Annotated in this window: 12 protein-coding genes; 9 read left to right on the top strand and 3 right to left on the bottom strand. The window is 70.3% G+C overall.

The features are described 5' to 3' along the window. Positions 1–5 precede the first annotated feature (5 nt). Positions 6–1,094 carry an esterase-like activity of phytase family protein gene (locus FXO23_RS01355; protein ID WP_425484825.1) on the top strand — a complete coding sequence of 363 codons (1,089 nt, stop codon included), beginning with the start codon at positions 6–8 and terminating at the stop codon, positions 1,092–1,094. A 179-nt stretch (positions 1,095–1,273) separates the two neighbouring features. After that, positions 1,274–4,108, top strand: coding sequence for a leucine--tRNA ligase (gene leuS / locus FXO23_RS01350; RefSeq protein WP_158879641.1), 2,835 nt, complete (start codon positions 1,274–1,276; stop codon positions 4,106–4,108). Position 4,109: 1 nt separating this feature from the next. Here the strand turns inward: leuS and FXO23_RS01345 are convergent, their stop codons facing one another. Next, positions 4,110–4,853, bottom strand: a complete 744-nt coding sequence (locus FXO23_RS01345; RefSeq protein ID WP_158879639.1) for a TetR/AcrR family transcriptional regulator — start codon at positions 4,851–4,853, stop codon at positions 4,110–4,112. 154 nt (positions 4,854–5,007) lie between these two features. Between FXO23_RS01345 and FXO23_RS01340 the strand changes: the two genes are divergently transcribed. The 7 genes from FXO23_RS01340 to ptsP all read left to right on the top strand — a co-directional run bounded on the left by FXO23_RS01340 (position 5,008) and on the right by ptsP (position 11,925). Further along, positions 5,008–5,544 carry a YbaB/EbfC family nucleoid-associated protein gene (locus FXO23_RS01340; protein WP_158879637.1) on the top strand — a complete coding sequence of 179 codons (537 nt, stop codon included), beginning with the start codon at positions 5,008–5,010 and terminating at the stop codon, positions 5,542–5,544. After that, a complete protein-coding gene (locus tag FXO23_RS01335) occupies positions 5,537–5,857 on the top strand; it encodes a hypothetical protein (protein WP_158879635.1) in 321 nt (106 codons plus the stop codon). Before FXO23_RS01340 ends, FXO23_RS01335 begins: the two co-directional genes overlap by 8 nt. After that, on the top strand, positions 5,850–6,950 hold the full coding sequence (locus FXO23_RS01330; protein ID WP_158879633.1) for a hypothetical protein: 1,101 nt from the start codon (positions 5,850–5,852) through the stop codon (positions 6,948–6,950). Before FXO23_RS01335 ends, FXO23_RS01330 begins: the two co-directional genes overlap by 8 nt. After that, positions 6,943–8,178: a hypothetical protein gene (locus FXO23_RS01325; protein ID WP_158879631.1), complete on the top strand. Its 1,236-nt coding sequence runs from the start codon at positions 6,943–6,945 to the stop codon at positions 8,176–8,178. The genes FXO23_RS01330 and FXO23_RS01325 overlap by 8 nt, the downstream gene beginning before the upstream one ends. 306 nt (positions 8,179–8,484) lie before the next feature. After that, the gene (locus FXO23_RS01320) at positions 8,485–9,345 is read left to right on the top strand and encodes a ribokinase (RefSeq protein WP_158879629.1); all 861 of its coding nucleotides are present in this window, start codon (positions 8,485–8,487) and stop codon (positions 9,343–9,345) included. Between the two features lie 114 nt (positions 9,346–9,459). Beyond that, on the top strand, positions 9,460–10,254 hold the full coding sequence (locus tag FXO23_RS01315) for a hypothetical protein (RefSeq protein ID WP_246256812.1): 795 nt from the start codon (positions 9,460–9,462) through the stop codon (positions 10,252–10,254). 30 nt (positions 10,255–10,284) lie between these two features. Continuing rightward, a complete protein-coding gene (gene ptsP, locus FXO23_RS01310; RefSeq protein WP_158879627.1) occupies positions 10,285–11,925 on the top strand; it encodes a phosphoenolpyruvate--protein phosphotransferase in 1,641 nt (546 codons plus the stop codon). On the opposite strand, the gene FXO23_RS01305 is transcribed toward ptsP, so the two are convergent. Continuing rightward, on the bottom strand, positions 11,906–12,532 hold the full coding sequence (locus tag FXO23_RS01305) for a DUF1707 SHOCT-like domain-containing protein (RefSeq protein WP_158879625.1): 627 nt from the start codon (positions 12,530–12,532) through the stop codon (positions 11,906–11,908). The two genes, ptsP and FXO23_RS01305, sit on opposite strands and share 20 nt — an antisense overlap. 4 nt (positions 12,533–12,536) lie before the next feature. Continuing rightward, positions 12,537–13,175: a DUF1707 SHOCT-like domain-containing protein gene (locus FXO23_RS01300; protein ID WP_158879623.1), complete on the bottom strand. Its 639-nt coding sequence runs from the start codon at positions 13,173–13,175 to the stop codon at positions 12,537–12,539. Positions 13,176–13,237 lie beyond the last annotated feature (62 nt).

Raw genomic sequence — 13,237 nt, 5'->3', positions numbered from 1 at the left:
CACTCATGAGTGGTCTGCCCGCGGCCGCCGCCGACAGCGGTCACTCCGTGCGCCTGCTCGGCGAGCAGATCGTGCCGAACGGCCTCGTCTTCGACGGGACCACGGTCGGCGGGCTCTCCAGCATCGACTACGACCCGCGCACCGGGCAGTACGTGTTCATCTGCGACGACCGATCGGCGCTGCAGCCCGCCCGCTTCTACACCGCGAAGTTCGACGTCACCGCGCACGGCCCCGGCCCGGTCACCTTCACCGGCACCCGGCCGCTGCTGCGCCCGGACGGCACGACGTACCCGCCGCTGGCGAAGAACGACCAGAGCCAGCCGCAGAACATGCGGACCGTCGACCCCGAGGAACTGCGGGTCGATCCGTGGTCCGGTGACTACTTCTGGTCCCAGGAGGGCGAGCGGAACGCCACCACGCTGATCGATCCGTCGCTGCGGGAGGCGAAACGCGACGGCCGGTACGTCCGCGACCTGCCGATCCCGGCCAACGAGAAGATCACCCCCGAGGCCGGGCCCCGGCAGAACCTGGTGCTGGAGGGCCTGACCTTCGCCGGGCTCGGCTCGCTGGTGGTCTCCTCGGTCGAAGGTCCCCTGCTCCAGGACGGCCCGGACGCCACCACCGAGCACGGCGCGCTCAACCGGCTCACCATGCAGAGCCGGTTCGGCCGGGTGCTCGCCCAGTACGCCTACCCCGAGGAGCCGGTGTTCGCCGCGCCGAAGCCGCCGGGCGGGTTCGCCACCACCGGCGTCTCCTCGATCCTGGCCGCCGATCCGGTCGACCCGACCCGGTTCCTGGTCATGGAGCGCTCGTTCGTCACCGGAGCCGGCAACAAGATCCGGATCTACGAGATCGACACCTTGGGCGCGACCAACGTGCTGAACGTGCCGTCCCTGTCCGCGGGAGGCGTGAAACCCGTGCGGAAGCGGCTGCTCACCGACCTCGGCACGCTCGGATTGTCCACAGTGGACAACGTGGAGGGGATGACCTGGGGCCCGCGGCTGCCCGGCGGCGAGCGCACCCTGCTGCTGATCAGCGACAACAACTTCGCGCCGACCCAGGTGACCCAGCTCGTCGCGCTGGCGGTCCGGTAGGCAACCCGTTCGACGTGCCCGTTACCATGAGTCCGTGAGCATCGCACGCCTGCTCCTTAGCCGGCCGCGCTGACCGCGAGAAGCGGCCCAGCGCGGCGACCCCTCATGCCACCGGCTGGGGGGTCGACTCATTTCTGCGGGTCCCGGGCGAACAGGCGAACTACACGGAGGAACCGGCCATGACCGAGGCGACCGACGCGGCTCCCGCGCACCGCTACACCGCGGAGCTGGCGGGCCAGCTCGAGCAGCGCTGGCAGGACTACTGGGCCGATCACGGCACCTACCACGCGCCGAACCCGGTCGGCCCGCTCGCCGCGGACGACATCCCCTCGGACAAGCTGTTCGTGCAGGACATGTTCCCGTACCCGTCCGGCGCGGGCCTGCACGTCGGCCATCCGCTGGGCTTCATCGGCACCGACGTGTTCGCCCGGTACCACCGGATGATCGGCCGCAACGTGCTGCACACGATGGGCTTCGACGCGTTCGGCCTGCCCGCCGAGCAGTTCGCGGTGCAGACCGGCGAGCATCCGCGCAAGACCACCGAGGCCAATATGCGGACCTACCTGCGGCAGATCCGCAGGCTGGGCCTGGGCCACGACGAGCGCCGCCGGATCGCCACGATCGACCCCGAGTACTACAAGTGGACGCAGTGGATCTTCCTGCGGATCTACAACTCCTGGTACGACGAGAAGCAGGACAAGGCGCGGCCGATCGTCGAGCTGGAGGCCGAGTACGCGCAGGACAAGCGCCGCACCCCGGACGGCCGCGGCTGGTGCGAGCTGACCCGCGCCGAGCAACTGGAGATCCTGGACTCGCACCGCCTGGCCTACATCTCCGAGGCGCCGGTGAACTGGTGCCCCGGCCTGGGCACCGTGCTGTCCAACGAGGAGGTCACCGCCGAAGGCCGCAGCGAGCGCGGCAACTTCCCGGTGTTCCGGCGCAACCTGCGCCAGTGGATGATGCGGATCACCGCGTACGCGGACCGCCTGGTGGACGACCTGGACCGGCTGGACTGGCCGGAGAAGGTCAAGACCATGCAGCGGAACTGGATCGGCCGCTCGCACGGCGCGCGGGTCAGGTTCCCGGCGGGATCGGCCGCCATCGAGGTGTTCACCACCCGCCCGGACACCCTGTTCGGCGCCACCTACCTGGTGCTGGCCCCGGAGCATCCGCTGGTCGACGAGCTGACCGCGAAGGAATGGGCCGACGGCGTCGACGAGCGGTGGACCGGCGGCGCGGCGACCCCGGCCGAGGCCGTCGCCGAGTACCGGCGCGCGGCCTCCCGCAAGTCCGAGCTGGACCGGCAGGAGAACAAGGACAAGACCGGCGTGTTCACCGGCTCGCACGCGGTGAACCCGGTGACCGGCGAGGAGATTCCGATCTTCGTCGCCGACTACGTGCTGATGGGTTACGGCACCGGCGCGATCATGGCGGTGCCCGGTCAGGACCAGCGCGACTGGGACTTCGCGGAGAAGTTCGGCCTGCGGATCATCCGGACCGTCCAGCCGAGCGAGGGCTTCGACGGCAAGGCGTTCACCGGCGACGGCCCGGCGGTCAATTCCGGCTTCCTGGACGGCATGGGCGTCACCGAGGCCAAGAAGACGATCATCGAATGGCTGGAGGAGCACGGGCACGGCAACGGCACCGTGCAGTACAAACTGCGCGACTGGCTGTTCTCCCGCCAGCGGTACTGGGGCGAACCGTTCCCGGTGGTGTACGACGAGGACGGCCGCGTGCACCCGCTGCCGGACAGCATGCTGCCGGTGGAACTGCCCGAGGTCGACGACTACTCGCCGAAGACCTTCGACCCCGAGGACGCCGACAGCGAACCGTCGCCGCCGCTGTCCCGGGCGACCGACTGGGTCGAGGTGACCCTGGACCTGGGCGACGGGCCGAAGACGTACCGGCGCGACACCAACACCATGCCCAACTGGGCGGGGTCCTGCTGGTACCAGATGCGCTACATCGATCCGGTCAACGACGAGAAGCTGGTCGATCCGGAGAACGAGCGCTACTGGGTGGGCCCGCGCCCGGCCGAGCACGGCGCCGCCGACCCGGGCGGCGTCGACCTGTACATCGGCGGGGTCGAGCACGCGGTGCTGCACCTGCTGTACTCGCGGTTCTGGCAGAAGGTGCTCTTCGATCTGGGGCACGTGTCCGCCGAGGAGCCGTACCGGCGGCTGTACAACCAGGGCTACATCCAGGCGTTCGCCTACACCGATTCCCGCGGTGTCTACGTCCCGGCCGAGAAGGTCGAGGAGTCCGGCGGAAAGTTCTTCTACGAAGGCGAAGAAGTCACCCAGGAATACGGGAAGATGGGCAAGAGCCTGAAGAACGTCGTCACCCCGGACGAGATGTCCGAGAACTACGGGGCCGACACGTTCCGGTTCTACGAGATGGCCATGGGGCCGCTGGACGTCTCCCGCCCGTGGGCCACCAAGGACGTGGTGGGCGCGCACCGGTTCCTGCAGCGGCTGTGGCGGCTGGTGGTCGACGAGAGCACCGGCGAGCCGCGAGTGTCCGATTCGGACAGTGCCACCGACGAGGACCGCAAGCAGCTGCACAAGGCGATCGCCGGGGTGCGCGAGGACTACGCGGAGATGCGGTTCAACACCGCGGGCGCGAAGCTGATCGAGCTGAACAACTACCTGACCAAGACCTACGGCACGGCCGCGGCCACCCCGCGGGAACTGGCCGAGCCGCTGGTGCTGATGCTGGCGCCGCTGTGCCCGCACGTCGCCGAGGAGCTGTGGCAGCGCCTGGGCCACCCCGATTCCCTGGCGCACGGGCCGTTCCCGGTGGTGGACGAGAAGTACCTGGTCGAGGACACCGTGGAGTACCCGATCCAGGTCAACGGCAAGGTCCGCTCGCGGGTCACCGTGCCCGCCGGCGCGGGTCAGGACGACGTGCGGGCCGCCGCACTGGCGGACGAGAAGATCGTCGCGCTGCTGGAGGGCGCCGAGCCGCGCAAGGTGATCGTGGTGCCCGGTCGCCTGGTCAACGTGGTGCGCTAGCTCATTCGAGGGTGAGGCCGATCTCGCGCGCGAGATCGGCCAGCATCGCGTCGAACAGCGCGTCCGGTTTGGAGACCGGGATCGGGTAGTTGCCGAACACCTCGAGGGTGACGTGCCCGTACAGCCGCGCCCAGAACTGGATCATCACGTAGGTGGTGCCCAGGTCGAGCTTGTCGGCCGGGAAGTCCAGGCCGGACTCGCCGAGCACGGTGAGCAGCTCTTCCTTGAACGCGGTGAGGTCGTCGCGGAGTTCGGCGGGCACCGCCTCGACCGGCGGCAGGGCCAGGTCGTGGCTGGCCAGCACCCGGCCCGCGGCGGTCAGGAAGATCCGGCCGAACGGTTCGTCCACCCGGTTCAGCGTGGCCACGCTGCCCGCCGCGGAGCCGACTCCCCCGGTCGGTGACGCGAAGACGAGCGTGAACTCCTTGGTGTGGGTCAGCGCCCACCGGCGGAAGCCCTTGCAGATCGCGAACAGCTGGAGCATGCCGTTGTCGGAGAAGGGGGCGATCTCCTCGGCCAGCTCGGCCGCGAGATCGGCGCACACGTCCAGCCGGAGGTGCTCGATCAGGTCGTCCCGGGAACCGTAGTAGCGGTAGAGCGCGGGCGCGGTGATGCCGAGCTCGCGGGCGATGGCGCGCAGGGTGACCGCTTCCGGTCCCTGTTCGATCAACAGCGTGCGGGCGGTCTGCCGGATGTCGTGATCGGTCGCCGCCCGCACGCGACCCCGCCGCGTCGGCTTGTCCATTCCCCGCATTCTAGGAGCTCGGGGCACTTCGTTTTCCCAAAACACGGATGACCCGCGAAACGGGTGTGGTTCACCCGTTCGCGCACCACGATCGGCACGGCTGTGCCACACTCGGTCGCCGAACGGTCACCGACACCGAACAGGGAGGGTTCGCGTGACGAGCGCCGAGCAGCTCTTCAGCGACTACGAAGCCAAACTGGCCGCCGCCCGGCAGAAGGCCGACGTGATGCGCGCCGAAATGGCGAACGTGCAGGTCAGCGAGCGGAGCAAGGACGGGCAGATCGTCGTCGAGGTGAACCACCTCGGCAACCTGACCGGCCTGCGGATCGGCCCGAACGCCCGCGCCAAACCCGACCTGGCCGAAGAGATCCTGCGCACGGTTCAGCTCGCCCAGAGCAAACTCGCCACCGCGGTCCAGACCGGCGTCCCGTCCATCGCGGGCACCGAGACCATGGGCGAACTCGTGCACCAGCTGCGCGAGACCTACCCCGAACCCGAGCCCGAAGGCTACGTCGAAGGCGGCGGCGGGCACGGCGACACCACCGGCCAGACCGAACGCCGATTCGGCCCCGAAGACGAGGACCCACCCGCCCCGCCACCACCGGCCCCGAAACCCCGCCCCCAACGCCCACCCACCGACGAGGGCCACGACGACGACTACTTCTCCAGCGGAGGCTTCGTCCATGACTGACGACGGCTTCCACGTCGACCCGGAAGAGATCGACGCCCACGCGAAACAGGTCGAAGCCACCTACGGCGAACTCACCACCGCCCTCGAAGCCGCCCACCAGCGCATGGACGAAGGCGGCTTCGGCCTGATCGGCACGGTGCTCGGATTGGGCCTTTGGTGCAACAACACGATGGAGCGCGCCACGGAGACCCTGCAGGCCGCCGCGGATGCGGGGAAACGACATGTCGACACCGTGCACCAGTGGGCTCAGGTCAAACGCGTTGACGAGGAGAGCGTGCAGAACCTGTTGAAGAAGGCGGAAGCCCATGGCTGAGAACGCGGTCGTCAATGAGGCCAAGGGTGAGACGACCGCGGAGAAGCATCCGGTCGCGCACGCGCTCGAGGGCGCTGGGATGGCTCAGGACTTCATCGGCGGCACGGAAAAGATTCTCAGCGGTGACTGGACCGAGGGACTGCTGGACCTGGCAGCCGGTGGTCTCGACATCAAGGAACTCATCAAGGACCCGATGCAGGCCTTGGTGAGCATGGGGCTCGGCTGGGTGATCGAGCACGTCAGCTTCTTGAAGGAACCGCTGGACTGGCTCACCGGTAACCAGGACACGCTGGACCTCACCGTGCAGACCTGGCAGAAGATCAGCGAGCACATCCAGAAGACCGCGGAAGACCTCACCGAGAGCGCGCGAAAAGACTGCGCGCATTGGGAAGGGGCGGCAGCTGACGAGTACCGCGCATACCTGCAGGATCAGATCAATCTCTATGTGGGGCTCTCCGAAGGCGCCAAAGGTGTCTCCGGGCTCGTCGACATCTGCAAGTCCATCCTCAACGTCGTGCGGACCATCATCCGTGATCTGATCGCGGACGCGCTCGCCAAAATCATCAAGATCCTCACCCGGTACCCGCCGCCTGCCTATCCGGCTGCTCTTGCCGCCGAGGGGGTCCCGTTCGCGGTGGAGAAGGCGACCGAGGCGATGTCCTGGGTGCAGAAACTCACCAGGGTCTTCCAGAAGGCGATGAACCACATCGCCAAACTCGGGAAACTACTGGGCGACGCGGCCCGGTATCTCGGGCGTCAGCTGGCGCACAACACGGGCGTGGTCTTTGACAACACGATCAAGACGATGCGTGAGCTCGGCACCGAAGCCGGTAGGGCCGCTATGAAAGACGCGGCCAAGGAGGCGTCGCAGGAGTCCGCCAAGAAATTGGGTAAGGACGTCGCCATCGAGGGCGGCAAGGAGATGGGCAAGACGATCCTGAAGAACTGGGTCGACGGGGCGACCGCGTCGGACACGGACCCGGACAAGCAGCCCAGCGGCCACGAATCCGCGGAAAAGAACAAGCACGATTGGCAGGAGACACGGATCTCGCCGGATGGCTCTACGCGGCGGATTTCGGGGAAAATTGACTGAGTCAGTTGTCATCGACAAATCCGAGCGGCGCAGTTGGCTGGTTGCCGTCGTGGCGCTGCTCCCGGCGGCGCTCGGGACGTACTGGGTTTATGGCGCGGCCACCGACAGTTGGGGCTACGGAATTCTCGGTGTGTTCACCGGCGGAGCCCTGGGCTTGGCCGCACTGGGGTGCGCGATTGCCATGCTCCGGCGCGCTTTCGCGCGTCCCGTGCCGGGAGCCGTCGTCATCGACGCGACCGGAATTCGCTGGACCAGTGCGGATCGGGTGGCGTGGTCGATGGCGTGGACGGAGATCGCCGGGGTTCGGCTCACCCGGCAACCTCGTGCCCACGCGAGACCGACGGGGCCGATCGAGACCTACCAGTTCACGGTGCTGTTGAACTCGGCTGCTTTCCGCAAGCGGCACACCAAGCTGAAGGGCGCCTGGCGCGGCGGGCACGCGCTTTCGTACACGGTCGAAGCCACGCTGTCGGAAACGGAAGCGCAGGAGGTGCGGCAGGCGGCCGAGCGTCTTGGTCGTGTCGAGGTGCACGGCGAGGACGTTCCGCGCCCGAAACGCCCGTCGGAAACGCCCGCGGTGGCGGTTTCCTCCCCCGTGGAGCCCGCGACGGCGTGGACGGAGTCGCGCGTCGAAACGTCGGCGCGGAGCATCGTGGTGCGTCCTGACGCGGTAGCTCCCCGGCGCGCGGCGATGGTCGGTGCCGCTTTCGCCGGAGTCGCACTCATCGCCCTGGCACTGACCCGGATAGTCCCGCAGGTGCCGGTCCAGTTGTTCGCGGGCATCACGGCCGCCGCTGTCATGGGTGTTTTCGGCACCACCCTCTGGTACCTGGGCTGGAACCAGAAGGAGTCGCTGCGGAGCAAGGTGACGCTCACCGAGGACCGGTTTCAGTGGTACGGGTCCTGGAAACCGCGGTGGTGGACCGGAGAACAAGCGGAATTCGGTGTGCGCTGGCCGGAACTCCGGGAGGTACGCCTGGTGACCGTGCGGTCGGGGAGGAAGGCCGTTCGCGTGGTCGAACTGGTGCCCGGGGATCAGGAATTCGCCGGGCGCCACCCGGAAATGGAGTTCCTGCGAAGGGCGCGGATCAAGGTCGGTAGCAGCCTCCTGCCCCATTCCGACGGTGCCTTCAGGTTGCCGGACAAGTTCAGCCCGGCTGGTGCGGCGCGGCTGGCCGAGGCCGTGGAAACCGTCCGGCCCGGGATGTTGCGGCGGCTGCCCGCGTAGGGAAGGGCGCCGCCGGCACCGATCACTCGGGGGGCTACGCGATCGGTGCCGGCGACCCGATGCCCTTCCGACGACCTGGGTGGCCGTCGTCGGACAACGCGGCCGCGCGAACGCGGCGGCGTGACTGGAGAGCCCACCTGCCTCCCGAAGTGACGGCTCGGGGGTGGATATACCCCGATCGGGTGATGGCAAGCAAGCATCTGCCTAAGTGTCGCATTCCGGGCTGGATAAGTTACAAAGTTCTTCACATTTGCATACGTGCCCTTGGTTCCCCGTGGTGAAAGAAGCTCGTGGCAGGCTGTGACCATGACCCATGACGTGCTCGTGGTCGGTTCGGCCAACGCGGACCTGGTGGTCGCGGCGGACCGACGGCCTGGTGGAGGGGAGACGGTACTCGGGGGCGACACGGACATTTCTCCGGGGGGCAAGGGAGCCAACACCGCGGTCGCCGCGGCCCGGCTCGGCGCCTCCGTCGCGTTCCTCGGCGCGCTCGGCGACGACGCCTACGCGAGCCTCCTGCTCGATTCCCTGCGCGCCGCCGGGGTGCACACCGGACTGGTCAAAACCGCCGACCGCCCCACCGGCATCGCCTACATCACCGTCACCCCGGACGGCGAGAACTCGATCCTGGTCTCCCCCGGCGCGAACGGCGCCGTCGAGCCCGGCGACGTCGACGGCGCGCTCGCCGGGGCCCGGGTCATGGTCGCCTCGATGGAGATCCCGATCCCCACGGTCGAGCACGCCGTGGCAGCCGCGTCGGCGGCCGGGGTGCGCACCCTGCTCAACCTGTCCCCGGTGGCCCAGGTGCGCCCGGAGACGCTGGCCGCGCTGGACGTCCTCCTGGTCAACGAGCACGAGGCGGCCTGGCTGCTGGGCGACGACAACCCCGGCGACCTCCTCCGGCTCGGCCCCCGGTCGGCCGTGGTCACCCTCGGCGCGCGGGGTGCGCTGGTGGTCACCGCGGACGGGGTCACCGAGGTCTCCTCACCGAAGGTCGAGGCCGTCGACAGCACCGGCGCGGGCGACGCGTTCGCCGGCGCGCTGGCCGCCGCGCTCGCCGGGGGCGCCGAACTGGCCGAAGCCGCCCGGCGGGCGGTCCGGGTCGCCGCGATCTCGGTGACCCGCCACGGCGCGCAGCCCTCCTACCCGACGGCCGCCGAGCTGTAGCGGAATGGCGCCTCGCGGGCCCGCGTTGCCAAAAGGTATGAGCGAGCTTGCGAGCGAATCATTCAACGCTGCGCATCTGGCGAATGCCACGCGGAGCGTCCGCGAAGCGGGCGCATGAGCCCCGCCACCTTCGGTTCCGCCTGGCGACGCGGTTATCTCGCGCAGTTGCGCGCCCTGCTGGCGGCGCGGCGACCCGGTGAGCTGGAGATCATGCCGCTCGCCGACGCGCTCGCCGCGTTGGGCCACGACGGCGAGACCGATCTCGGGATGGCCGAGGTGCCGGTGCCCGCGATCGTCGGCACGGTCGCCCGCGCCGGGGACTTCGACCGGGACTTCCGCCCGCGCAACCGCGCGCTGCGGCACCGGTGGCAGGCGCTCGCCGAGACCTGCGCCGAGCTGCCGCCGGTCCGGCTGGTGCGGATCGGCGAGCTGTACTTCGTCGAGGACGGGCACCACCGGGTGTCCATCGTGCGGGCCCGCGGGCAGTCGACCGTGTCCGCCCGGGTGCGCAAGATCTGCACGATCTCGTGCGCCACCCGCTGCCTCACCGTCGCCGATCTCCCGGCCAAGACCGCCGAACGCATGTTCCTGCAACGCGTCCCGCTGCCCGACGACGTGCGCTGGGGACTCTGGCTGGACCACCCCGCGGACTGGGCGCGGCTGGCCGATTCCGCGGAGGCGTGGGGGTTCCGCCGCGGCATCGCGGACCGCGCCGAACTCGCCGAGGCGTGGTGGACGCACGAGGTGCTGCCGCTAACGGAAGCGCTCCGGCGGCGCGGAGTGGGCCCGGAACCCTACGATGTCCGCGCCTACCTGCGGGCACTCGCGGCCCGGGACGAACTCGGCGGCACGGGATCCGTCGAGCTGGTTGTCGAGCGGCTCCGGCGGGACTTCAATGTGGACTGTTGATCGCCTAGGTGGAACGGTATGGTCTAGACCATGTCTCAGAAGCGTCTGACGGGTGTCGCGGTGAGCCCGGGCCGGGCCAGCGGCCCGGTCGTGCGGGTGGCCGAGCCGCTCGGCGAACCCCCGAGCACCCCGTCCCCGGAGGATCCGCACGCCGAAGCCGCGCGGATCGCCCCGGCGGCGCAGGCGGTGGTGACCCGCCTGGAGACGCTCGCCGAATCGGCGACCGGTGACGCGGCCACCATCCTGCAGACCACCGCCGCGATGGCCGGGGACCCCGCGCTGGTCAGCCAGGCCGAACAGCTGGTGGCCACCGAGCGCCTGCCCGCCGCGCGCGCGATCTTCCAGGCGGCCGACGGGTTCGCCAAGGCCCTCGCCGCCGCGGGCGGGTACCTGGCCGAGCGCGTGCGCGACATCGAGGACGTGCGCGACCGGATCGTCGCCGAACTGCTCGGCGTCACACCCCCCGGCGTGCCCGAGCTGACCGGGCCGAGCGTGCTGGTCGCCCGCGACCTCGCGCCCGCGGACACCGCGGGACTCGACCCGAAGCAGGTGCTCGCCCTGGTCACCGAGGAGGGCGGTCCGACCAGCCACACCGCGATCCTGGCCCGCGCGCTCGGCATCCCGGCCGTGGTCGCGGTCCGCGGCGTGCTCGAACTGGACGCCGAGGCGCTGGCCGTGGACGGCGACGCGGGCGCCGTCGAGGTCGCCGATCCGGACGCGCCGGTGGTCGCCGCGACCGCGAGCGGCCCGGTCGCCTGGGACGGCGCCGGGCGGACCGCCGACGGGCACCGGGTCAAGGTGCTCGGCAACGTCGGCTCGGCCAGCGACGCGCGGGCCGCGGCGGAGGCGGGCGCCGAAGGCGTCGGGCTGTTCCGCACCGAGTTCTGCTACCTCGACGCCCCGGCCGAACCGGACGTGGCCGCGCAGCGGACCGCCTACGCCGCCGTGCTGGCACCCTTCCGCGGGAAACCGGTCATCGTGCGGACGCTGGACGCGGGCGCCGACAAACCGCTCGCCTTCCTGTCGCCGGAGGACGAGCCGAACCCCGCCCTCGGCGTGCGGGGCGTGCGGATCGCCTTCGACCGCCCGGACGTGCTGGACCGCCAGCTCGAAGCCATCGCGGGCGCCGCCGCGGAGTCCGGCGCCGAGGTGTCGGTGATGGCGCCGATGGTCGCCACCGCGGCGGAGGCCGCCTGGTTCGCCGAGCGGGTGCGGGCGGCCGGGATCGCGCGGGCCGGGGTGATGATCGAGATCCCGGCGGCCGCGCTGGCCACGGCCGAGATCCTCGCCGAGGTGGACTTCGTCTCGGTCGGCACCAACGACCTCGCCCAGTACACCTTCGCCGCCGACCGGCAGCTCGGCGCGGTCGCCGCGCTGAACGATCCGTGGCAGCCCGCGCTGCTGCGCCTGCTCGGCGCGGTCGGCGACGCGGCCGAGGCCACCGGGAAACCGGCCGGGGTGTGCGGGGAGGCCGCCGCCGATCCGCTCCTGGCACGGGTGCTCACCGGGCTCGGGCTGACCAGCCTGTCGATGAACGCGGCCGCCGTGCGCGCGGTCGGGGCGAGCCTGGCCGAGGTGACGTTCGAGCAGTGCGCGGCCGCCGCGCGGGCCGCGCTCGCCGCGCCCGATCCGGCGGCGGCGAAGGCAGCGGTCAGGGCCGCGACCAGCTGATCCGGAACGGCCACTGGACCACCAGCCCGCCCAGCCGGAAGATCCACGGCCTGCGGATCTCCACCGATCCGGCGCGGACGTTGCCGGTGACGGCGAAATGCGTGCCGTTCCCGCGCCGGTCGTACCCGGTCCGGTCGGTCAGCTTGCCCGCCAGCACCTCCACGTCTTCGCTGGACACCGTGGCGTTCCACGGCACCAGCAGCCGGACCGAACCCGCCGCCACATCCAGCCGGAGGTGGACCGTGCGGTGCGGGATCCGGGCCTCGGTGAAGTCGAGGTCGGTGGCGCCCATCCGGTTGCGGATCACCAGTTCCCCGGGCACGTGCCAGTCGCCGCGGCGCCTGGTGGCGGACATCGTGGTCTTCAGCTCGAGCCGTTCCGGCGGTGCGGGGGCGGCGGTCTCGGCGTGCACCAGGCCGGGCAGATCGGCGAGGACGGCGTTGAGTTCGCCGCGGGTGCGGGCGGCCAGCGCGGTGTCGGTGCGCTCGGCGAACTCCTCGAGCGTGAGCAGGCCCCGGCCGACCGCCTTCTGCAGCAGGGCGGTCACATGTTCGCGTTCGGCGTCGGAGACGCGAAGTCCGCGGGGATCGGGGGTATGTGTGGCCACGCCCTCAGAATGCACCCCACCGGAGCCGTTTTGGGTTGCGAATGGTCAAACCGCCGCCGACGACTCGGCCGGTGAGCACGAACCGCGGCGAGCCCTGCCCCGGCGAACGCGTCTTGTCGTCCAGTGAACCCCATTTGACCTCGGAGATCGCGTTCGCGTCGACCGAGGCGTACTCGGGGACGATCAGTTCCGCGCCACCCCATTTGAGGTTCAGTTTGATGTGCACGACCGGTGTGGTGAGCTGGGCCTCGGTGAAGTCCAGCTCGACGCTGCCGAACTTGTTGACCACCGACAGCTCGCCGGGCACCACCCACGCGCCGCGGCGGACCAGGTTCGAGCCCTTCGCGCGCAGCTCCAGCCGGTCGCTTACGAAACCGGGCGGCGGCGGTGGCGCCATCGCGCTCGCGGGCCGCGCGTCGTAGTGGATCAGGCCGGGCAGATCGGCGAGGACGGCGTTGAGTTCGCCGCGGGTGCGGGCGGCCAGCGCGGTGTCCGTGCGCTCGGTGAACTCGTCGAGATCGAGCATGCCGCGGCCGATGGCCTTCTGCAGAACGCCGACGACGTGCTCCCGTTCGGCGTCGGAGACGCGCAGATCCCGCGGGCTCAGCGGTCTCGTGCCGGTCCTCGCCTGATCATCACCCATAGGAACCATGTTATGGGCGGCCCGGACCTGGTAAATCCGGGAAAAACCCTGAACCGGGGAGG

Origin of the sequence: Amycolatopsis anabasis (assembly GCF_009765355.1) — a bacterium.
Taxonomy (GTDB): Bacteria; Actinomycetota; Actinomycetes; order Mycobacteriales; family Pseudonocardiaceae; genus Amycolatopsis; species Amycolatopsis anabasis.
Note: the sequence above shows the minus strand (reverse complement) of the source record. Positions and strands in the feature narration are given on the sequence as shown.

Coding starts and splice junctions, on each gene's coding strand:
- FXO23_RS01355 (WP_425484825.1), top strand. CDS start 6: ATGAGTGGTCTGCCCGCGGCCGCCGCCGACAGCGGTCACTCCGTGCGC.
- leuS (WP_158879641.1), top strand. CDS start 1,274: ATGACCGAGGCGACCGACGCGGCTCCCGCGCACCGCTACACCGCGGAG.
- FXO23_RS01345 (WP_158879639.1), bottom strand. CDS start 4,853: ATGGACAAGCCGACGCGGCGGGGTCGCGTGCGGGCGGCGACCGATCAC.
- FXO23_RS01335 (WP_158879635.1), top strand. CDS start 5,537: ATGACTGACGACGGCTTCCACGTCGACCCGGAAGAGATCGACGCCCAC.
- FXO23_RS01330 (WP_158879633.1), top strand. CDS start 5,850: ATGGCTGAGAACGCGGTCGTCAATGAGGCCAAGGGTGAGACGACCGCG.
- FXO23_RS01320 (WP_158879629.1), top strand. CDS start 8,485: ATGACCCATGACGTGCTCGTGGTCGGTTCGGCCAACGCGGACCTGGTG.
- FXO23_RS01315 (WP_246256812.1), top strand. CDS start 9,460: ATGAGCCCCGCCACCTTCGGTTCCGCCTGGCGACGCGGTTATCTCGCG.
- ptsP (WP_158879627.1), top strand. CDS start 10,285: ATGTCTCAGAAGCGTCTGACGGGTGTCGCGGTGAGCCCGGGCCGGGCC.
- FXO23_RS01300 (WP_158879623.1), bottom strand. CDS start 13,175: ATGGGTGATGATCAGGCGAGGACCGGCACGAGACCGCTGAGCCCGCGG.